A 19,208-nucleotide genomic window follows, 5' to 3' on the forward strand; every position below is an offset into this window, starting at 1 on the left:
TTATGATACAACAAGAATCAAGACTTACAGTAGCTGACAACAGCGGAGCTAAGGAAGCTCTTTGTATTCGCGTGTTGGGCGGAACCGGTCGCCGTTATGCGTCGGTAGGCGATGTAATCGTCGTAGCGATCAAAAGCGCTATCCCCTCGAGCGATGTGAAAAAAGGCGCCGTATCGAAAGCCATTATCGTGCGCACGAAGAAGGAAATCCGTCGTCAAGACGGCTCATACATTCGCTTCGACGACAACGCATGCGTGTTGTTGAACAACGCAGGCGAATTGCGCGGTAGCCGTATCTTCGGCCCGGTTGCCAGAGAGTTGCGTGCCGTAAACATGAAAATCGTGTCGTTGGCACCCGAAGTACTTTAATCGAATAAAGTGAAAGATTAAATGAGCAAGTTACATATCAAAAAGGGAGATACAGTCTATGTAAACGCCGGTGAGGACAAAGGCAAGACCGGTCGTGTACTGAGCGTGTTGGTAAAAGAGCAACGTGCCATCGTAGAAGGTATCAACATGGTATCCAAGAGTACCAAACCCAATGCCAAAAACCCCCAGGGAGGTATAGTGAAGAAAGAAGCTCCTATTCATATTTCCAATTTGAATCCTCTGGATCCCAAGAGCGGAAAAGCAACCCGTATCGGGCGGAAGAAAAATGAAGCAGGCGTTTCAGTACGTTATTCCAAAAAATCAGGAGAGGAGATTAAGTAATGAACAACACCGCAAATCTGAAGAAAGAATATCTCGAAAGAATCGTGCCCGCCTTGCAGAAGGAGTTCAACTACTCGTCGATTATGCAGGTGCCCGTCTTGAAAAAGATCGTGATCAATCAAGGTCTTGGCGAAGCAACGGCCGATAAGAAAATCATCGAAACCGCCATCAACGAGTTGACGGCCATCACCGGTCAGAAAGCAGTGGCAACCCTCTCGCGCAAAGATATTTCAAATTTCAAGCTGCGTAAGAAAATGCCTATCGGTGTGATGGTAACCCTCCGTCACGAGCGCATGTACGAGTTCTTGGAGCGTCTGGTACGCGTATCTCTTCCCCGTATCCGCGACTTCAAAGGTATCGAAAGCAAACTCGATGGACGAGGCAACTACACCCTCGGAATTCAGGAACAAATCATTTTCCCTGAAATAAATATCGATAGTATTACCAAAATTATGGGAATGAATATTACCTTTGTAACCTCAGCCAAAACCGACGAGGAAGGGTATGCTCTTCTCAAAGCATTTGGCTTACCTTTTAAAAACGCAAAAAAAGACTAAGATATGGCAAAAGAATCGATGAAAGCTCGTGAAGTGAAGAGAGCCAAGCTGGTTGCCAAATATGCCGAAAAGAAAAAACAACTCAAGGCAGAAGGTAACTACGAGGCCCTTCAACTGCTGCCGAAAAACGCATCGCGTGTACGTTTGCACAACCGTTGCAAAATTACCGGTCGTCCCAAAGGATATATCCGTCAGTTTGGGATTTCCCGTATACAGTTCCGCGAAATGGCATCGGCTGGACTTATCCCGGGCGTAAAGAAAGCAAGCTGGTAATTATTTTTAGTGTTAAATATTGTCCGGAGACTCCGGATCAATTTAAACAAATTTTTATATGACAGATCCAATAGCAGATTATCTGACAAGATTGAGAAACGCCATCAAAGCTCATCACAGAGTAGTTGAAGTGCCTTCCTCGAAATTGAAAAAAGAAATCACGAAAATCCTTTTTGAAAAAGGCTACATTCTGAATTACAAGTTTGTAGAAGACGGTCCCCGAGGCACCATCAAGATTGCCTTGAAGTACGATCCCGTAAACAAAGTGAGCGCAATCCAGAAGCTGATTCGTATCTCGAGTCCGGGTTTGCGTCGTTACACCGGCTACAAAGACATGCCGCGCGTATTGAACGGTTTGGGTATTGCAATTCTCTCCACCTCGAAAGGCGTGATGACCAACAAAGAGGCCAGCGACCTGAAAATCGGTGGCGAGGTATTATGTTACATTTACTAATTAAAAGGAGGTATATATTATGTCAAGAATAGGAAAATTGCCCATAGTAGTACCCGCCGGAGTTACCGTTACTATCTCCGGAAATGAGGTAAAGGTAAAAGGACCCAAAGGGGAACTGTCGCAGACCGTATCGCCCGAAATTAAAGTTGAAATGGTAGACGGGGCTATTCATGTGACCCGGCCTAATGATGAAAAACAGACACGTGCCCTTCACGGTCTTTACCGCGCCCTGATCCACAACATGGTGGTAGGTGTTTCGGAAGGCTATAAGAAAGAGATGGAGCTGGTCGGCGTAGGTTACCGTGCCCAAAGCCAAGGCCAGGTACTCGAGCTCTCGCTCGGCTACTCTCACGCCATCTTTTTGAGACTTCCTGCCGAAATCAAGGTAGAAGCCAAATCGGAGAGAAACAAAAACCCGTTGATTATTCTCGAATCGTGCGACAAGCAACTGATCGGCCAGGTGTGTGCCAAGATTCGTTCGTTGCGCAAGCCCGAACCTTACAAGGGTAAAGGTATCAAGTTCGTTGGCGAGGTAATCCGCAGAAAATCGGGTAAATCGGCAGGTGCCAAATAATCATTAAACAGGTATTATCATGACAACGAAGATAGAAAGAAGACTCAAAATCAAAACCCGCATTCGCGGTAAGGTATCCGGCACGGCCGAACGCCCCCGTATGACGGTGTTTAGAAGCAATAAACAAATATATGTGCAATTGGTCGACGACCTCACCGGAAAAACGCTCGCTGCCGCCTCGTCGAGAGGTATGGAAGCCGCTCCCAAGAAAGAGCAGGCTGCGAAAGTAGGTGAAGCTATCGCCAAGAAAGCACAGGAAGCCGGTATTACCACGGTTGTATTTGACCGCAACGGTTACCTGTATCATGGGAGAGTAAAAGAATTAGCTGATGCTGCCCGCAACGGTGGCCTTAAATTTTAATCGTCATGACAGGAAAAATAAATAGAGTAAAATCGACAAACGACATCGAGTTGAAAGACCGTTTGGTTGCCATCAACCGTGTAACGAAAGTGACCAAAGGTGGTCGTACGTTCAGCTTTTCGGCTATTGTCGTAGTAGGCAACGAAGCCGGTATCGTAGGCTGGGGCCTCGGAAAAGCGAGCGAAGTAACCACCGCTATCGCCAAAGGTGTGGAAGCTGCCAAGAAGAATCTGGTAAAAGTACCGGTACTCAAAGGCACAATCCCCCACGACCAGCTGGCCAAATTCGGCGGAGCCCTCGTGTATATCAAACCTGCATCTCCGGGTACCGGAGTAAAGGCCGGTGGTGCCATGCGTGCCGTTCTCGAAAGCGTAGGTATCACCGACGTGCTTGCCAAATCGAAAGGTTCGTCCAACCCCCACAACCTGGTGAAAGCCACGATTGCTGCCTTGTGCGAACTGAGAGATGCGGCTACCGTCGCTCAAAACAGAGGTATCTCGGTAGAAAAAGTCTTTAAAGGTTAATACGGAGGACAAGCAATGGAAAAGATAAAAATCAAACAAGTAAAGAGCCGCATCAATTGCCCCGCTGTACAAAAGAAGACGCTTGATGCACTGGGCCTGAGAAAACTCAACCACGTCGTAGAGCACGACGCTACCCCCCAAATCCTGGGCATGGTAGAAAAGGTTAAACACCTGGTGAAAGTAGTTGAGTAATTTTATCCATCGATTAAAAAAGAAACAAATATGGACTTGAGTAATTTAAAACCCGCCGAAGGGTCAACCAAAACAAGAAAGAGAATCGGTCGTGGACCGGGTTCTGGTTTGGGTGGAACTTCTACCAGAGGTCATAAAGGAGCAAAGTCGCGTTCGGGTTACAAACGCAAAATCGGTTTCGAGGGTGGTCAGATGCCTCTCCAACGCCGTGTTCCTAAATTTGGCTTCAAGAATATAAATCGTGTAGAATACAAAGGCATCAATCTCGAAGCCTTGCAGGCACTGGCCGATAGCCAGAAACTGGAAAAAATCGACATCGATACACTTGTGGCTGCCGGATTTATTTCTGCCAATCAGTTAGTGAAAATTCTTGGTAAAGGTACTCTTACGGCCAAATTGGAAGTTTGCGCACACGCATTCTCCAAAACCGCCGAAGCTGCTATCGTTGCCGCAGGTGGAACAGTAGTCAAACTCTAATACAATGAGAGCAATAGAAACTATAAAAAACATTTGGAAAATCGAAGACCTCCGCAAGCGTATCATCACCACCATTCTGCTGGTGCTGGTATATCGCGTGGGGTCATACGTCGTGCTTCCAGGTATCGATCCTGCCAATCTGGACGCTTTGCGCAACCAGACGAGCAAGGGTCTGATGCAGTTGCTCGATATGTTTTCGGGAGGTGCATTCTCCAACGCTTCGATTTTTGCCTTGGGAATCATGCCTTATATCACCGCCTCGATTGTAATCCAATTGCTGGGTATGGTGATGCCCTCGTTCCAGAAGCTGCAACGCGAAGGCGAGAGCGGTCGTACGAAACTTAACCAATACACCCGCTATTTGACCGTTATCATTCTGCTCTTGCAAGGTCCTGCCTACTTGGTGAACCTGAAAGTTCAGATGGGGTCGGCCTTATTCCCCTCCGGTTGGTTGTTTATAGTTTCTTCTACAATCGTGCTTGCTGCCGGCAGTATGTTTATCATGTGGCTGGGCGAACGTATTACCGACAAGGGTATCGGCAACGGTATCTCGTTCATCATCTTGGTCGGTATCATCGCTCGTCTGCCGCTGGCTTTCGCCGCCGAATTTACCAGCCGTCTGGCTTCTAAACAAGGTGGTTTGGTGATGTTCCTTATCGAGATTATTTTCCTGCTGGCCGTTATCGCCGCAGCAATTCTGCTCGTACAGGGCACCCGGAGAGTCCCCGTACAATATGCCAAGCGTATTGTAGGTAACAAACAGTATGGCGGTGCTCGCCAGTATATCCCCTTGAAGGTCAACACGGCAGGTGTGATGCCTATCATCTTTGCCCAGGCCATCATGTTTATCCCCATCACCATTGCCGGGTTCAGCGTAACCAACGCAAGCTCGTTCTGGCAATCGTTCATGTCGATGACGGGATTCTGGTATAACTTTGTGTTTGCATTCCTGATCATAGTCTTCACCTATTTCTATACGGCAATCACCGTGCAACCCACGCAGATGGCCGAAGATATGAAACGCAACAACGGCTTTATACCCGGTGTAAAACCCGGTAAGAAGACGGCCGATTATCTCGACTCGATCATGTCGAGAATCACTATGCCCGGTTCTATCTTCCTGGCTATTGTGGCCATTCTGCCGGCTTTTGCCCAGATTTGTGGCGTAAGTGCCGAGTTCGCTCAGTTCTTCGGTGGAACGTCGCTGCTCATCTTGGTAGGTGTAGTACTTGATACCTTGCAACAGATTGAAAGCCACTTGATGATGCGCCATTATGACGGTCTGATGAAATCGGGCAGAATAAAAGGTCGTAGCGGAGCTTATTAAAACAAGGAGAATATAGATAATGATTTATCTTAAAACAGACGAAGAGATAGAGTTGATGCGGGAGAGTAATCTCTTGGTGGGCATGACCCTGGGCGAGATGGCCAAGTGGGTAGCCCCCGGGATTACCACCCTCAAACTCGACAAGATAGCCGAGGAGTTTATCCGTGATCATGGAGCCGAACCCGGTTTCCTGGGATATGCCGGCTATCCCAACTCTCTTTGCATCTCGGTCAACGAGGTGATTGTACACGGCATTCCCAACAGCTACGCTCTGCGCGAGGGGGACATTGTCTCGATCGACTGTGGCGTGGTGAAAAACGGCTTCAACGGCGATTCGGCCTATACCTTCTGTGTAGGCGAGGTTGCTCCCGAAGTCAAGCAACTGCTCAAAACCACCAAAGAGTCTCTCTACCTGGGCATTGAGCACGCTGTGGAAGGGAAACGTATAGGAGACATTGGCCATGCCATTCAAACCTATTGCGAAGCTCGTGGTTATTCTGTAGTGAGGGAGTTGTGCGGACACGGAGTGGGCAAGAAGCTCCACGAAGAGCCCAACGTTCCCAATTATGGTCGTCCGGGTACAGGCCCGTTGCTCAAAAACGGCATGTGCATTGCCATCGAACCCATGATTAACCTGGGGGCACGCAATATCGTCATCGAGCGCGACGGGTGGACCACCCGCACGAGAGATCGCAAACCGGCTGCTCACTTCGAGCACACGGTAGCCATCAAGGGAGGGAAAGCCGACATACTTTCCTCATTCGAGTACATAGAGCAAGTTTTAGGAGACAAATCAATTTAACTATAATTTATGGCGAAGCAAGCTGCAATAGAACAAGATGGTGTAATCGTGGAGGCATTGTCGAATGCCATGTTCCGCGTAGAGTTGGAAAACGGGCATGAGATAACCGCCCATATCTCGGGAAAGATGCGCATGCATTTTATCAAGATACTCCCGGGAGACAAGGTGCGTATCGAGATGTCGCCCTACGATTTGACCAAAGGAAGAATTGCTTTTAGATATAAATAAAAAACAACAATATGAAAGTAAGAGCATCATTGAAAAAACGTACGCCCGATAGCAAGATCGTGAGAAGACACGGCCGTTTGTACGTAATTAACAAGAAAAATCCTAAGTATAAACAACGTCAAGGATAATTTTATTATTAATTTTGCAAATTAAAAGATTCTAATATATGGCAATAAGAATTGTTGGTGTAGACCTGCCGCAAAATAAACGGGGTGAGATCGCCTTGACCTATATCTATGGTATCGGTCGTAGCGCGGCTAATTCCATTTTGAGTAAAGCCGGCATTGACAAAAACATCAAAGTGAAAGATTGGACCGACGACCAGTCGGCAAAAGTACGTGAAATCATCAGTACCGAGTATAAGGTGGAGGGTGACCTTCGTACCGAAATACAGCTGAACATCAAGCGCCTTATGGATATCGGTTGCTACCGGGGTATCCGTCACCGTATCGGTTTGCCTGTGAGAGGCCAAAGCACCAAGAACAACGCCCGTACGCGTAAAGGTAAAAAGAAAACCGTTGCAAATAAGAAAAAAGCTACTAAATAATAAGTAAGTATGGCAAAGAAAACAGTCGCAGCAAAGAAGAGGATTGTAAAGGTTGATGCCGTAGGACAGGCCCATATCCATTCTTCGTTCAACAACATTATTGTAACGCTTGCCAACAGCGAGGGTCAGGTGATCTCTTGGTCGTCGGCAGGTAAGATGGGCTTCAGAGGCTCCAAGAAAAATACTCCTTATGCCGCTCAGATGGCCGCACAAGATTGTGCAAAAGTGGCTTATGACCTGGGTTTGAGGAAAGTAAAAGCCTATGTAAAAGGCCCCGGAAACGGCCGTGAATCGGCTGTGAGAACTATTCATGGTGCCGGTATCGAGGTAACCGAGATTATCGACGTAACTCCGCTGCCGCACAATGGTTGTCGTCCTCCTAAAAGAAGAAGAGTTTAATTTTCTTTATTTGTAAACAGAGAATCCCGAACAGTGAATAAGATTGCATATTAATCCTCTCTGCAATCGCGGCTGCACTCTTCTCGGTTCGCAATATTAATTATTAAAAATTTTTAGAAATGGCAAGATATACCGGACCTAGAACCAAAATCGCTCGTAAATTTGGCGAAGCTATTTTTGGCCCCGATAAAGTTCTTACGAAGAAGAACTATCCCCCGGGACAACACGGCATCAACAAGAGAAGAAAAACTTCCGAGTATGGCGTTCAGCTTCGTGAAAAGCAAAAAGCCAAATACACTTACGGTGTATTGGAAAGACAATTTAGAAACCTGTTCGAGAAAGCTTCGCGCACCAAGGGTGTGAAAGGTGAAGTGCTCCTTCAACTGCTCGAAGCCCGTCTCGACAACGTAGTTTTCCGTTTGGGTATTGCTCCCACGCGTGCCGCTGCCCGTCAGCTCGTGCTGCACCGCCACATCGTGGTCGACGGCAAAGTGGTAAATATCCCGTCGTATTCGGTTAAACCGGGTCAAGTAGTTGGCGTTCGTGAGAAAGCCAAATCGCTCGAAGTCATAGCCGATGCACTTGCTGGATTCAATCACAGCAAATATCCTTGGTTAGAATGGGACGAGAGCTTGAAGAGCGGTAAATTGTTGCATTTGCCCGAAAGAGCCGATATTCCCGAAAACATTAAAGAACAGTTGATCGTTGAGTTGTATTCTAAACAATAATTGATTCCATGGCGATATTAGCATTTCAAAAACCCGATAAAGTATTGATGCTGGAAGCGGACAATTTCTTCGGAAAATTCGAATTCCGTCCGTTGGAGCCCGGCTATGGCGTTACCGTGGGTAACGCATTGCGCCGTATCCTCCTCTCCTCGCTCGAAGGCTTTGCGATTACGTCGATTCGTATCGACGGGGTAAAACATGAGTTTTCTACGATTCCTGGTGTTATCGAGGACGTGACGAATGTGATCCTGAATCTCAAAAAGGTTCGCTTCAAACAGGTCGTTGAAGAAATCGAGAATGAAAAAGTAACCATTACTGTTTCGGGTACGGAAGTGTTCAAAGCCGGAGACATCGGTAAATCGCTTACCGGTTTCGAAGTTTTGAACCCCGATTTGGTTATTTGCCATTTGGATTCAAACGCCAGTTTTCAAATCGATATCACCATCAACAAAGGCCGTGGCTATGTTCCCGCCGATGAGAACCGCAACCCTGCCGACGATGTGAATGTAATTCCTATCGACTCAATCTATACGCCGATTCGGAATGTAAAATATACGGTTGAAAACTTCCGTGTAGAACAGAAGACGGACTACGAAAAACTGATTCTTGAGATTACAACCGATGGTTCCATTCACCCCAAAGAGGCGTTGAAAGAGGCTGCCAAGATTCTGATTTACCACTTCATGTTGTTCTCTGACGAGAAAATCACGCTCGAGACCAACGATGCCGATGGTAACGAAGAGTTTGACGAAGAGGTACTGCACATGCGCCAGTTGCTCAAAACCAAACTGGTCGACATGGACTTGTCGGTACGTGCCCTCAACTGCTTGAAGTCGGCCGATGTCGAGACCCTTGGCGAACTCGTGGTATTCAACAAAACCGATTTGTTGAAATTCCGCAACTTCGGTAAGAAATCGCTCACCGAGCTCGACGAACTCTTGGCCAACCTGGGCCTTTCGTTTGGAATGGATATCTCGAAATATAAATTAGATAAAGAGTAAAACGATGAGACATAATAAAAAATTCAACCACCTGGGTCGTACCAAAGCTCACCGCGACGCTATGTTGTCCAATATGGCTACTTCCTTGATTCTTCACAAAAGAATCTTCACCACGTTGGCCAAAGCCAAAGCGCTGAGAATGTATGTCGAGCCCCTTATCAACCGCGCCAAAGAAGATACTACCGCTTCGCGTCGTGTAGTATTCCGCTACTTGCAGAGCAAAGAGGCCGTTACCGAATTGTTCAAAGAGATCTCGGTGAAGATCGCCGACCGTCCCGGAGGATATACCCGCATCTTGAAAACGGGCAACCGCTTGGGCGACAACGCTATGACTTGCTTCATCGAACTCGTTGACTACAACGAGAACATGCTGAAAGAGAAAGCTGCCAAGAAAGCAACCCGCACCCGCCGTTCCAGAAAGAGCGCCGCTCCTGCTGCTGCCGAGGCCGCTGCTCCCGCAGCCGAAGCTCCTGCAACTCCCGCAGCTGAGGCCCCCGAGGCTCCTGCCGCCGAGGAGAAGGCAGCCGAATAATCGACACGATTTATTGCTATATAGTAAAAAGCTCTCCGATGTTTCGGAGGGCTTTTTATTTTTTCCCCAATAGAACAACTCGAAGGAATCAGGGGGGGTATCACTCGGACCTGTGGAATTAAAAATAATTAAATCCCAATTCCCGGGTAGGTAGAAATGCGACAGTCTATGTTATAGATTAATCACCAATAAAACCTATCTGTATGGAGAAAATAGCAAAAATTCAAGCCCGCGAGATACTCGACTCTCGCGGCAATCCCACGGTCGAGGTCGATGTGATACTCGAATCGGGTATTTTAGGACGAGCAGCTGTCCCCTCGGGCGCATCGACAGGCGCTCACGAAGCCCTTGAATTGCGCGACGGAGACAAGTCGCGCTATGGAGGTAAGGGAGTGGAGAAGGCCGTTCACCACGTCAACGATGTTATCGCCAAGGCACTGCATGGCGCCGACCCCTTCGAGCAGAACCGCATCGACCGGCAGCTCATCGAACTCGACGGTACACCTACCAAGTCGAAACTGGGCGCAAATGCCATTTTGGGCGTCTCTCTGGCTGTGGCCAAAGCCGCCGCCACACAACTGGGCATGCCCTTGTATCGTTACGTAGGAGGAGCCGATACCTACGTAATGCCCGTGCCCATGATGAATATCATCAACGGCGGGTCGCACTCCGATGCTCCCATCGCCTTTCAAGAGTTTATGATCCGGCCCGTGGGCGCCTCCTCCTTCAAGGAAGGATTGCGCATGGGAGCCGAAGTATTCCACGCCTTGAAGAAAGTATTGCACGGCAAAGGTCTCAGTACCGCCGTGGGCGATGAAGGCGGATTCGCTCCCGCATTGCCCGGGACCGAGGCCGCTATCGAGACCATTCTCGATGCCGTGAATCAGGCCGGCTATATGCCCGGACGCGATGTGCGCATAGCCCTCGATTGCGCCTCGTCCGAGTTCTACCACGACGGCATCTACGATTACACCCGGTTCGAAGGCCCTGGTGGGCAAAAACGCACCACGCAGCAACAGGCCGAATATCTGCAAGACCTCATTATGCGCTATCCCATCGATTCGATTGAAGACGGCATGAGCGAAGACGATTGGGAGGGCTGGCGGTTGCTTACCGACCTCATAGGCGACAAATGTCAGCTGGTAGGCGACGACCTTTTTGTGACCAATGTCGAGTACCTCACCGAGGGTATACGCAAGCATTGTGCCAACTCCATTCTGGTCAAGCTCAATCAGATTGGCACCCTCACCGAGACCTTGCGAGCCGTGCAACTGGCACAGCGCAACGGCTATACGGCTGTCATCTCCCACCGGTCGGGCGAAACCGAAGATGCAACCATCGCCGATATTGCCGTCGCTACCAATGCCGGACAAATCAAGACCGGTTCGCTTAGCCGCTCCGACCGCATGGCCAAGTATAACCAACTGTTGCGTATCGAAGAGGAGTTAGGTTGCGAGGCTCAGTACGGCTATAAAACTCTGGTTTGACCTCCTTCAATCCATTTCTCAACCTCCTGTTTGGCAAGATTGCAAAAACCTTGAAAAAAAGTTTGTTTGTAAGTATGTGGGAATAGGGAAGTTGAGGGAAAAGTATGTTTTATAGCATAAAAAAGTTGTCAAAAAATTTGGAAGGAATGGTAGAAAGAGTGTACCTTTGCATCGCTTTTCGAAAGAACAACGGCTCGACCGAAGGGAAAACGAAGGGCACAGTTCATTGACAAGACTGAAAAGAAGCAAGTGTAGTACAAGAGAAAGAACGAAGTCAATTTCGGCCGGGAATCACTTTGAAGGTATAAAAAAAGAAAAATCAGATATACAACGAAGAGTTTGATCCTGGCTCAGGATGAACGCTAGCGACAGGCCTAACACATGCAAGTCGAGGGGCAGCGCGGAGGTAGCAATACTTCTGGCGGCGACCGGCGCACGGGTGAGTAACACGTATGCAATCTGCCTGTAACAGGGGGATAACCCGGAGAAATCCGGCCTAATACCCCATAACGACATATCTTCGCATGGGGAGATGTCTAAAGAGAGTAATCTTGGTTACAGATGAGCATGCGGTCCATTAGCCAGTTGGCGGGGTAACGGCCCACCAAAGCGACGATGGATAGGGGTTCTGAGAGGAAGGTCCCCCACATTGGAACTGAGACACGGTCCAAACTCCTACGGGAGGCAGCAGTGAGGAATATTGGTCAATGGTCGGCAGACTGAACCAGCCAAGTCGCGTGAAGGAAGACGGCCCTACGGGTTGTAAACTTCTTTTGTCGGAGAGTAAAGTGCGCTACGCGTAGCGTATTGCAAGTATCCGAAGAAAAAGCATCGGCTAACTCCGTGCCAGCAGCCGCGGTAATACGGAGGATGCGAGCGTTATCCGGATTTATTGGGTTTAAAGGGTGCGTAGGCGGCACGCCAAGTCAGCGGTGAAATGCCCGGGCTTAACCCGGGAGCTGCCGTTGAAACTGGCGAGCTAGCGTGCACAAGAGGCAGGCGGAATGCGTGGTGTAGCGGTGAAATGCATAGATATCACGCAGAACCCCGATTGCGAAGGCAGCCTGCTAGGGTGCAACGGACGCTGAGGCACGAAAGCGTGGGGATCGAACAGGATTAGATACCCTGGTAGTCCACGCAGTAAACGATGAATACTAACTGTTTGCGATATAATGTAAGCGGTACAGCGAAAGCGTTAAGTATTCCACCTGGGGAGTACGCCGGCAACGGTGAAACTCAAAGGAATTGACGGGGGCCCGCACAAGCGGAGGAACATGTGGTTTAATTCGATGATACGCGAGGAACCTTACCCGGGCTCAAACGCAGGGGGAATATGGGTGAAAGTCCATAGCCAGCAATGGTCGCCTGCGAGGTGCTGCATGGTTGTCGTCAGCTCGTGCCGTGAGGTGTCGGCTTAAGTGCCATAACGAGCGCAACCCCTATTGACAGTTACTAACGGGTCAAGCCGAGGACTCTGTCGAGACTGCCGGCGCAAGCCGCGAGGAAGGTGGGGATGACGTCAAATCAGCACGGCCCTTACGTCCGGGGCGACACACGTGTTACAATGGCAGGTACAGAAGGCAGCCAGTCAGCAATGACGCGCGAATCCCGAAAACCTGTCTCAGTTCGGATTGGAGTCTGCAACTCGACTCCATGAAGCTGGATTCGCTAGTAATCGCGCATCAGCCATGGCGCGGTGAATACGTTCCCGGGCCTTGTACACACCGCCCGTCAAGCCATGGAAGCCGGGAGTACCTGAAGCATGCAACCGCAAGGAGCGTACGAAGGTAATACCGGTAACTGGGGCTAAGTCGTAACAAGGTAGCCGTACCGGAAGGTGCGGCTGGAACACCTCCTTTCTGGAGAAGAGATTCCAAGGAAGAGCCGAAAGGACAGATAGAAGTTCGGCCTCTTGACGCACTGCTTCTTTTCATTCATATAAAAAAAGGAAACAAAGAGACACCCGCCAGGGCACGATTTGAGACAGTCCTATAGCTCAGTTGGTTAGAGCGCTACACTGATAATGTAGAGGTCGGCAGTTCAAATCTGCCTGGGACTACACCGAAGCCGCCGCGCGGAAGGGACCGAAAAGAAGGGACCCGAGACAAGCGGAAGAGAGGCCGAGAGAAAGCGGGGGGATTAGCTCAGCTGGCTAGAGCACCTGCTTTGCAAGCAGGGGGTCAACGGTTCGAATCCGTTATTCTCCACTAGAAAGATCCTTGACATGTTGGAAAAAAGAGAACACGAGCACGAAGCAAACCCATATCAACCCAAAACGACAGACAATCAGCAATGAATGTCGGCCGAAAGAAAGTAAGAAAGGGCGCATGGAGGATGCCTAGGCTCTCGGAGGCGACGAAGGACGTGATAAGCTGCGAAAAGTTACGGAGAGGCGCAAATAGCCCGTGACCCGTAAATATCCGAATGGGGCAACCCGGTCAGCAATGACCATACCGCCAAGCGGTAGGCCAACGCGGGGAACTGAAACATCTAAGTACCCGCAGGAAAAGAAAATAACAATGATTCCGCAAGTAGTGGCGAGCGAACGCGGAAGAGCCCAAACCGGCGCTGTTACGGCAGGGCCGGGGTAGAAGGATCCATAACAAAGGCAAGGAAGGAAGTTAGCAGAATACGATGGAAATCGTAGCCGTAGAGGGTGACAGCCCCGTAAGCGAAAACGGACAGAAGCCGAATGGACACCTGAGTAACCCAGGACACGAGAAATCCGGGGCGAATCGGCGGGGACCATCCCGTAAGGCTAAATACTCCCGAGAGACCGATAGCGAACCAGTACTGTGAAGGAAAGGTGAAAAGAACCTCGAACAGAGGAGTGAAAAAGACCCTGAAACCATGCGCCTACAAGCGGTCGGAGCGCGCAAGCGTGACGGCGTGCCTTTTGCATAATGAACCTACGAGTTACTGTTGATGGCAAGGTTAAGCGATTCAGTCGCGGAGCCGAAGCGAAAGCAAGTCCGAACAAGGCGTACAGTCATCAGCAGTAGACGCGAAACCAAGTGATCTACCCTTGGTCAGGTTGAAGGTTGGGTAACACCAACTGGAGGACCGCACTGATAAGCGTTGAAAAGCTTACGGATGAACTGAGGGTAGGAGTGAAAGGCCAATCAAACTTGGAGATAGCTCGTACTCCCCGAAATGCATTTAGGTGCAGCCTCGGGAAATAAGTGTCAGAGGTAGAGCGACTGATAAGATGCGAGGGCTTCACCGCCTATCAAGTCTTGACAAACTCCGAATACTGACACTGGAACCCCGGGAGTGAGGGCATGGGTGCTAAGGTCCATGTCCGAAAGAGGAACAACTCAGACCACCAGCTAAGGTCCCGAAATAAGGGCTAAGTTGAACAAACGAAGTAAAACTGCAAAGACAGCTAGGATGTTGGCTTGGAAGCAGCCATTCATTTAAAGAGTGCGTAACAGCTCACTAGTCGAGGAGTTTTGCATGGATAATAATCGGGCATAAGCCCTTTACCGAAGCTGTGGATGTCGGAAGACATGGTAGGGGAGCATTCCGTCGGCGGTGAAGGTATCTCTCGAGAGATGCTGGAGCTTACGGAAAAGCAAATGTAGGTATAAGTAACGATAAAGGGGGCGAGAAACCCCCTCGCCATAAGACTAAGGATTCCTGATCAACGCTAATCGGATCAGGGTAAGTCGGGACCTAAGGCGCAGCCGAACGGCGAAGCCGATGGAAGAAACGGTCAAGATTCCGTTACTGATATAATGAGCGACGTGGAGACGGAGAAGTGACACACCCGCCTGCTGACGGAATAGCAGGTTAAAGGAGGTAGGTAGACACGGCCCAGGCAAATCCGGGCCGAGTGCCGAAACTGAGAGTATCGAGAGCCCTCGGGCAATCGAATAGCGGTGGTAAGCAGGCTCCCGAGAAAATCCGCTAAGCAAATCGTTATATCACCCGTACTCCAAACGGACACACGTAGTCGGGTAGAATATACCAAGGCGCTCGAAAGATTCACGGTTAAGGAACTAGGCAAATTGACCCTGTAACTTCGGGAAAAAGGGTCCCCAGTAAGATGGGGCGCAGAGAATAGGTCCAGGCAACTGTTTAACAAAAACACAGGGCTGTGCGAAATTGAAAGATGAAGTATACAGCCTGACACCTGCCCGGTGCCGGAAGGTTAAGAGGAGATGTCATCGCAAGAGAAGCATTGAATTGAAGCCCCGGTAAACGGCGGCCGTAACTATAACGGTCCTAAGGTAGCGAAATTCCTTGTCGGGTAAGTTCCGACCTGCACGAATGGTGTAATGATCCGGACACTGTCTCAACCGTGAGTTCGGTGAAATTGTAGTATCGGTGAAGATGCCGATTACCCGCAACGGGACGAACAGACCCCGTGAACCTTTACTGCAACTTAACATTGCGTTTGGGCATTCGATGTGTAGGATAGTCCGGAGGCTGTGAGACGGTGACGCCAGTCATCGTGGAGCCGATGTTGAAATACGGACCTTTGAATGTTTGAACGCTAACTCGCAGGAGCGAGGACACTGTTTGGTGGGTAGTTTGACTGGGGTGGTCGCCTCCAAAAGCGTAACGGAGGCTTCTAAAGGTACCCTCAGACCGATTGGTAACCGGTCGCAGAGTGTAATGGCACAAGGGTGCTTGACTGAGAGACAGACAAGTCGACCAGGTAGGAAACTAGAGCATAGTGATCCGGTGGTTCCGCATGGAAGGGCCATCGCTCAAAGGATAAAAGGTACTCCGGGGATAACAGGCTGATCCCTCCCAAGAGCTCATATCGACGGAGTGGTTTGGCACCTCGATGTCGGCTCGTCACATCCTGGGGCTGGAGAAGGTCCCAAGGGTTGGGCTGTTCGCCCATTAAAGTGGCACGCGAGCTGGGTTCAGAACGTCGTGAGACAGTTCGGTCTCTATCTGTTGTGGGCGCAGGAAATTTGCGGGGGTCCGACACTAGTACGAGAGGACCGTGTTGGACAGACCCCTGGTGTATCGGTTGTTCCGCCAGGAGCACAGCCGAGTAGCTAAGTCTGGAAGGGATAAGCGCTGAAAGCATCTAAGTGCGAAGCCCGCCCCAAGATAAGATTTCCACGAGGGACGTCAGAGACGATGACGTAGATAGGTCGCAGGTGTATAGGCAGCAATGTCACAGCCGAGCGAAACTAATCTCCCGAAACTTTCTGTAAGGCGAGTCGGGAAGGGCCGATAAGGGGAAGCGAGAAAAGAAGAGTGCAAAGAGTTCAAATTTTTCAAACGTCAAGGATCAAGATATTAAGGCGGTTATAGCACGGGGGATCCACCTCTACCCATTCCGAACAGAGAAGTTAAGCCCCGTCACGCCGATGGTACTGCGCAAGTGGGAGAGTAGGTAGCCGCCACCTTAAAGGACAGAGCCGGAAGGAAGTCAAGAGAAGACAACCCTCCGGCTCTTTTTTTATGCCCGCACCTGGGCGAGGGGCCCTTCCGCAGTTCGACGTGGCCACCAAGTCATACCGCGCCCCGACGCGGGATCCAGGGAACCCCTCGGGGCGATATAGAGTCCAGCCGATAAAAGTCCGTGAAAAAACCCCTTCCTTTTCTTTTCCCGCAAAAGAAAAGGGAAGCCAAAAGAAAGCTTCCGGCAGATGTCCGAAAGCTGAAAAATATCTGCGCGGTTCGGGGAAAAAGAACTCGCCGGGAGCGCTTCACGGCCTCCATTCGTCAGGCTTTACGGCCCTGGGCTCTTCGCCCGATACACCCCGGCTCAAACATCTTTTCCCCACATACGCCCCTCTCCGTCATTTTTCTCCCCGCTTTCTCCCATAGGCCGGAGGGTTGCGCCTATACCCACGCGCACACCCTTCTGGATATTACGTTGAGCGCGGGGTGACGGGCCAGTCTCCCCGAATGCAATGTGCCACAAAGTCACCTTGCATCGAGTGCGGAATCTAGAATGCTTCGGCAAGATTTTATTTCAATTTCTCTCCTTCCCCTCTTGGGGGTAGAAAGTAAAAATAACGTGAGAAAAAATCAAAATCTTTTGTTTTTCAAATAAAAAGCCCGTACCTTTGCAGTCCGATTATTACCCAAATTTGAGAAAATTTGAATGACAGTCGTGATTCCTTTGGCCGGGAATGTATGAGCTGTCATTGTTTAAGTGTTTAATTATTAAAATAATAAACGGTGGATACTTTAAGTTATAAGACCATTTCTGCAAACAAAGAGACCGCAAAGAAAGAGTGGGTTGTTGTTGATGCAACCGACCAGGTTCTGGGTCGTCTGTGTGCAAAAGTTGCTAAGATATTGCGTGGTAAATACAAACCGTGCTATACTCCTCATGTAGATTGCGGTGATAACGTGATTATCATCAATGCCGACAAAGTGCAATTGACGGGTAAAAAATGGACTGATCGGGTTTATCTGAACTTTACGGGTTATCCCGGTGGCCAAAGAGAGCTCTCGCCTGCTTTCTTGATGAAAAAAGGTGAGTCGAAATTATTCAAACGTGTGCTGAAAGGTATGCTTCCCAAAAACAAACTGGGCGCTCAACTGTTGAGAAACGTATATATCTATGCAGGTAGCGAGCATCCCCACGCTGCACAAACCCCCAAAACAATTGATATTAACACCCTTAAATAAGTAATATGGAAGTAGTTAATGCATTAGGCAGACGTAAAGCCGCAGTAGCACGAGTATTTGTTAGCGAAGGTACGGGTGTAGTAACCATAAACAAAAGAGAGTTGGCTGTTTATTTCCCCTCTTCGATACTTCAATACATTGTGAAGCAACCGCTCGAAAAATTGGGCGTTGCCGAGAAATATGATATCAAAGTAAACTTGGACGGTGGTGGCTTCAAAGGCCAAGCCGAGGCTCTGCGCCTGGCTATCGCCCGTGCTTTGGTAAAGATCAACCCCGAGGACAAACCTGCTCTCAAAGCCGAAGGCTTCATGACTCGCGACCCGCGTGCCGTTGAGCGTAAGAAACCGGGACGTCCCAAAGCTCGTAAGAGATTCCAGTTCAGTAAACGTTAATATGCGACGGCTCCAAGCCGAAGATATATTTGTGTTTAGTATCCAAACCGCAAGGACTTTGTCCTATGGGGCAAGCTACCTTGAGGTTGTATAAGTAGAATGTAAACAAATTAAAATCAAACAAATGTCTATTACAACTTTTGACCAATTATTGGAAGCCGGTGTTCACTTCGGACACTTGAAAAGAAAATGGAACCCCGCTATGGCTCCTTATATCTTCATGGAGCGTAACGGTATCCACATTATCGACTTGTACAAAACCGTAGCCAAAATCGACGAGGCTGCTGCCGCATTGAAATCGATTGCCAAATCGGGTAAGAAAATCCTCTTCGTGGCTACCAAGAAGCAAGCCAAACAAGTGGTTGCCGAAAAGGCCGCTGCCGTAAATATGCCGTATGTAATCGAGCGTTGGCCCGGTGGTATGTTGACCAACTTCCCCACAATCCGCAAGGCTGTGAAGAAGATGTCGACTATCGATAAGATGGAAAAAGACGGAACGTTTGACAACCTGTCGAAACGTGAGAAACTGCAAATCTCTCGTCAACGTGCCAAATTGGAAAAAACGCTGGGTAGCATTGCCGACCTGAACCGTCTGCCCGCTGCCCTATTCGTAGTCGATGTTCTCAAAGAGCACATCGCCGTGCGTGAGGCCAACCGTCTGGGTATTCCCGTATTTGCCATGGTCGATACCAACTCCAACCCCAACGATATCGATTTCGTAATTCCTGCCAACGACGACGCCTCCAAGTCGATCGAGGTTATTCTCGACGCCGTGTGCGGTGCCATTGCCGAAGGTCTGGAAGAACGTAAAGCCGAAAAGGTTGATGCTCCTGCCGAAGGCGAAGAAGCTCCTGTAAAGAAAGAACGCAAAGCCCGCATCTCGCGCAAGAAAGCCGACGACGCTGAGGCTGCTGCCGAACCTGCTGCCGAGGAAGCTCCCGTAGCCGAGAACAAAGAAGTAGAAGAATAAAAAATAATCAAAGACAAAGAGTGGAGCCTGTTTTTCGACTTCACTCTTTGTCCGTTTCTAATTT

General features: G+C 49.3%; 23 protein-coding genes, 2 tRNA genes and 3 rRNA genes. All 28 read left to right on the plus strand.

Annotated elements, in window-relative coordinates; all coding sequences use genetic code 11:
- Positions 1–2: 2 nt before the first annotated feature.
- The 28 genes from rplN (at position 3) to rpsB (ending at position 19,144) form a co-directional block, all read left to right on the plus strand.
- Complete coding sequence (rplN, locus tag BARVI_RS08080; protein WP_008862849.1) at positions 3–368, plus strand: 50S ribosomal protein L14; 366 nt, start codon at positions 3–5, stop codon at positions 366–368.
- A 21-nt stretch (positions 369–389) separates the two neighbouring features.
- A complete protein-coding gene (rplX, locus tag BARVI_RS08085) occupies positions 390–710 on the plus strand; it encodes a 50S ribosomal protein L24 (RefSeq protein WP_025278746.1) in 321 nt (106 codons plus the stop codon).
- The gene (rplE, locus tag BARVI_RS08090; protein WP_025278747.1) at positions 710–1,267 is read left to right on the plus strand and encodes a 50S ribosomal protein L5; all 558 of its coding nucleotides are present in this window, start codon (positions 710–712) and stop codon (positions 1,265–1,267) included. Before rplX ends, rplE begins: the two co-directional genes overlap by 1 nt.
- A 3-nt stretch (positions 1,268–1,270) precedes the next feature.
- Entirely contained in the window at positions 1,271–1,540 is a 270-nt protein-coding gene (gene rpsN, locus BARVI_RS08095) for a 30S ribosomal protein S14 (protein WP_008862846.1), read from the plus strand.
- Between the two features lie 58 nt (positions 1,541–1,598).
- The gene (gene rpsH, locus BARVI_RS08100) at positions 1,599–1,994 is read left to right on the plus strand and encodes a 30S ribosomal protein S8 (protein WP_025278748.1); all 396 of its coding nucleotides are present in this window, start codon (positions 1,599–1,601) and stop codon (positions 1,992–1,994) included.
- A gap of 19 nt (positions 1,995–2,013) precedes the next feature.
- A complete protein-coding gene (gene rplF, locus BARVI_RS08105; protein WP_025278749.1) occupies positions 2,014–2,568 on the plus strand; it encodes a 50S ribosomal protein L6 in 555 nt (184 codons plus the stop codon).
- Positions 2,569–2,587: 19 nt separating this feature from the next.
- Positions 2,588–2,929 carry a 50S ribosomal protein L18 gene (gene rplR, locus BARVI_RS08110; RefSeq protein WP_025278750.1) on the plus strand — a complete coding sequence of 114 codons (342 nt, stop codon included), beginning with the start codon at positions 2,588–2,590 and terminating at the stop codon, positions 2,927–2,929.
- Positions 2,930–2,934: 5 nt separating this feature from the next.
- Positions 2,935–3,453 carry a 30S ribosomal protein S5 gene (rpsE, locus tag BARVI_RS08115; RefSeq protein ID WP_025278751.1) on the plus strand — a complete coding sequence of 173 codons (519 nt, stop codon included), beginning with the start codon at positions 2,935–2,937 and terminating at the stop codon, positions 3,451–3,453.
- A gap of 15 nt (positions 3,454–3,468) precedes the next feature.
- Positions 3,469–3,645, plus strand: a complete 177-nt coding sequence (rpmD, locus tag BARVI_RS08120) for a 50S ribosomal protein L30 (RefSeq protein WP_025278752.1) — start codon at positions 3,469–3,471, stop codon at positions 3,643–3,645.
- 30 nt (positions 3,646–3,675) lie between these two features.
- The gene (gene rplO / locus BARVI_RS08125; RefSeq protein WP_025278753.1) at positions 3,676–4,122 is read left to right on the plus strand and encodes a 50S ribosomal protein L15; all 447 of its coding nucleotides are present in this window, start codon (positions 3,676–3,678) and stop codon (positions 4,120–4,122) included.
- 4 nt (positions 4,123–4,126) lie between these two features.
- Positions 4,127–5,449 carry a preprotein translocase subunit SecY gene (gene secY / locus BARVI_RS08130; RefSeq protein WP_025278754.1) on the plus strand — a complete coding sequence of 441 codons (1,323 nt, stop codon included), beginning with the start codon at positions 4,127–4,129 and terminating at the stop codon, positions 5,447–5,449.
- A 19-nt stretch (positions 5,450–5,468) separates the two neighbouring features.
- Positions 5,469–6,251 (plus strand): type I methionyl aminopeptidase, encoded by a 783-nt coding sequence (gene map, locus BARVI_RS08135; protein ID WP_025278755.1) that lies wholly within the window; start codon positions 5,469–5,471, stop codon positions 6,249–6,251.
- Between the two features lie 9 nt (positions 6,252–6,260).
- Entirely contained in the window at positions 6,261–6,479 is a 219-nt protein-coding gene (gene infA, locus BARVI_RS08140; protein WP_025278756.1) for a translation initiation factor IF-1, read from the plus strand.
- Between the two features lie 11 nt (positions 6,480–6,490).
- Complete coding sequence (ykgO, locus tag BARVI_RS13180; RefSeq protein ID WP_008862836.1) at positions 6,491–6,607, plus strand: type B 50S ribosomal protein L36; 117 nt, start codon at positions 6,491–6,493, stop codon at positions 6,605–6,607.
- Between the two features lie 38 nt (positions 6,608–6,645).
- Complete coding sequence (gene rpsM, locus BARVI_RS08145) at positions 6,646–7,026, plus strand: 30S ribosomal protein S13 (RefSeq protein WP_025278757.1); 381 nt, start codon at positions 6,646–6,648, stop codon at positions 7,024–7,026.
- A 9-nt stretch (positions 7,027–7,035) separates the two neighbouring features.
- Positions 7,036–7,425, plus strand: a complete 390-nt coding sequence (gene rpsK / locus BARVI_RS08150; RefSeq protein ID WP_025278758.1) for a 30S ribosomal protein S11 — start codon at positions 7,036–7,038, stop codon at positions 7,423–7,425.
- Positions 7,426–7,544: 119 nt separating this feature from the next.
- Positions 7,545–8,153 (plus strand): 30S ribosomal protein S4, encoded by a 609-nt coding sequence (gene rpsD / locus BARVI_RS08155; protein WP_025278759.1) that lies wholly within the window; start codon positions 7,545–7,547, stop codon positions 8,151–8,153.
- Between the two features lie 8 nt (positions 8,154–8,161).
- A complete protein-coding gene (locus BARVI_RS08160; protein WP_025278760.1) occupies positions 8,162–9,154 on the plus strand; it encodes a DNA-directed RNA polymerase subunit alpha in 993 nt (330 codons plus the stop codon).
- Positions 9,155–9,158: 4 nt separating this feature from the next.
- On the plus strand, positions 9,159–9,686 hold the full coding sequence (gene rplQ / locus BARVI_RS08165) for a 50S ribosomal protein L17 (RefSeq protein ID WP_025278761.1): 528 nt from the start codon (positions 9,159–9,161) through the stop codon (positions 9,684–9,686).
- Between the two features lie 203 nt (positions 9,687–9,889).
- On the plus strand, positions 9,890–11,173 hold the full coding sequence (eno, locus tag BARVI_RS08170; protein ID WP_025278762.1) for a phosphopyruvate hydratase: 1,284 nt from the start codon (positions 9,890–9,892) through the stop codon (positions 11,171–11,173).
- A 327-nt stretch (positions 11,174–11,500) separates the two neighbouring features.
- Positions 11,501–13,032: ribosomal RNA gene (locus BARVI_RS08175) — 16S ribosomal RNA — on the plus strand.
- Between the two features lie 126 nt (positions 13,033–13,158).
- Positions 13,159–13,232: transfer RNA gene (locus tag BARVI_RS08180), tRNA-Ile, on the plus strand.
- A gap of 74 nt (positions 13,233–13,306) precedes the next feature.
- Positions 13,307–13,380 (plus strand) — tRNA-Ala (locus BARVI_RS08185).
- A 100-nt stretch (positions 13,381–13,480) separates the two neighbouring features.
- Positions 13,481–16,349: ribosomal RNA gene (locus BARVI_RS08190) — 23S ribosomal RNA — on the plus strand.
- 87 nt (positions 16,350–16,436) lie between these two features.
- Positions 16,437–16,545: ribosomal RNA gene (gene rrf, locus BARVI_RS08195) — 5S ribosomal RNA — on the plus strand.
- The 16S, 23S and 5S rRNA genes sit together here with 2 tRNA genes alongside, the layout of an rRNA operon.
- Positions 16,546–17,326: 781 nt before the next feature.
- On the plus strand, positions 17,327–17,782 hold the full coding sequence (gene rplM, locus BARVI_RS08200) for a 50S ribosomal protein L13 (protein ID WP_025278763.1): 456 nt from the start codon (positions 17,327–17,329) through the stop codon (positions 17,780–17,782).
- A gap of 5 nt (positions 17,783–17,787) precedes the next feature.
- Positions 17,788–18,174, plus strand: a complete 387-nt coding sequence (gene rpsI / locus BARVI_RS08205; RefSeq protein WP_025278764.1) for a 30S ribosomal protein S9 — start codon at positions 17,788–17,790, stop codon at positions 18,172–18,174.
- A 124-nt stretch (positions 18,175–18,298) separates the two neighbouring features.
- On the plus strand, positions 18,299–19,144 hold the full coding sequence (rpsB, locus tag BARVI_RS08210; RefSeq protein ID WP_025278765.1) for a 30S ribosomal protein S2: 846 nt from the start codon (positions 18,299–18,301) through the stop codon (positions 19,142–19,144).
- Positions 19,145–19,208: the final 64 nt, after the last annotated feature.

Origin of the sequence: Barnesiella viscericola DSM 18177, assembly GCF_000512915.1 — a bacterium.
Classification (GTDB): Bacteria; Bacteroidota; Bacteroidia; order Bacteroidales; family Barnesiellaceae; genus Barnesiella; species Barnesiella viscericola.

What these genes read in the sequence shown, in the direction of transcription:
- rpmD (WP_025278752.1), top strand. Translation starts at nt 3,469, where the DNA reads ATGGAAAAGATAAAAATCAAACAAGTAAAGAGCCGCATCAATTGCCCC.
- rplX (WP_025278746.1), top strand. Translation starts at nt 390, where the DNA reads ATGAGCAAGTTACATATCAAAAAGGGAGATACAGTCTATGTAAACGCC.
- rpsM (WP_025278757.1), top strand. Translation starts at nt 6,646, where the DNA reads ATGGCAATAAGAATTGTTGGTGTAGACCTGCCGCAAAATAAACGGGGT.
- rpsE (WP_025278751.1), top strand. Translation starts at nt 2,935, where the DNA reads ATGACAGGAAAAATAAATAGAGTAAAATCGACAAACGACATCGAGTTG.
- rpsH (WP_025278748.1), top strand. Translation starts at nt 1,599, where the DNA reads ATGACAGATCCAATAGCAGATTATCTGACAAGATTGAGAAACGCCATC.
- rpsK (WP_025278758.1), top strand. Translation starts at nt 7,036, where the DNA reads ATGGCAAAGAAAACAGTCGCAGCAAAGAAGAGGATTGTAAAGGTTGAT.
- rpsD (WP_025278759.1), top strand. Translation starts at nt 7,545, where the DNA reads ATGGCAAGATATACCGGACCTAGAACCAAAATCGCTCGTAAATTTGGC.
- infA (WP_025278756.1), top strand. Translation starts at nt 6,261, where the DNA reads ATGGCGAAGCAAGCTGCAATAGAACAAGATGGTGTAATCGTGGAGGCA.
- rpsI (WP_025278764.1), top strand. Translation starts at nt 17,788, where the DNA reads ATGGAAGTAGTTAATGCATTAGGCAGACGTAAAGCCGCAGTAGCACGA.
- rplQ (WP_025278761.1), top strand. Translation starts at nt 9,159, where the DNA reads ATGAGACATAATAAAAAATTCAACCACCTGGGTCGTACCAAAGCTCAC.
- rpsB (WP_025278765.1), top strand. Translation starts at nt 18,299, where the DNA reads ATGTCTATTACAACTTTTGACCAATTATTGGAAGCCGGTGTTCACTTC.
- rplR (WP_025278750.1), top strand. Translation starts at nt 2,588, where the DNA reads ATGACAACGAAGATAGAAAGAAGACTCAAAATCAAAACCCGCATTCGC.
- rpsN (WP_008862846.1), top strand. Translation starts at nt 1,271, where the DNA reads ATGGCAAAAGAATCGATGAAAGCTCGTGAAGTGAAGAGAGCCAAGCTG.
- eno (WP_025278762.1), top strand. Translation starts at nt 9,890, where the DNA reads ATGGAGAAAATAGCAAAAATTCAAGCCCGCGAGATACTCGACTCTCGC.
- secY (WP_025278754.1), top strand. Translation starts at nt 4,127, where the DNA reads ATGAGAGCAATAGAAACTATAAAAAACATTTGGAAAATCGAAGACCTC.
- rplO (WP_025278753.1), top strand. Translation starts at nt 3,676, where the DNA reads ATGGACTTGAGTAATTTAAAACCCGCCGAAGGGTCAACCAAAACAAGA.
- rplF (WP_025278749.1), top strand. Translation starts at nt 2,014, where the DNA reads ATGTCAAGAATAGGAAAATTGCCCATAGTAGTACCCGCCGGAGTTACC.
- BARVI_RS08160 (WP_025278760.1), top strand. Translation starts at nt 8,162, where the DNA reads ATGGCGATATTAGCATTTCAAAAACCCGATAAAGTATTGATGCTGGAA.
- rplE (WP_025278747.1), top strand. Translation starts at nt 710, where the DNA reads ATGAACAACACCGCAAATCTGAAGAAAGAATATCTCGAAAGAATCGTG.
- ykgO (WP_008862836.1), top strand. Translation starts at nt 6,491, where the DNA reads ATGAAAGTAAGAGCATCATTGAAAAAACGTACGCCCGATAGCAAGATC.
- map (WP_025278755.1), top strand. Translation starts at nt 5,469, where the DNA reads ATGATTTATCTTAAAACAGACGAAGAGATAGAGTTGATGCGGGAGAGT.
- rplN (WP_008862849.1), top strand. Translation starts at nt 3, where the DNA reads ATGATACAACAAGAATCAAGACTTACAGTAGCTGACAACAGCGGAGCT.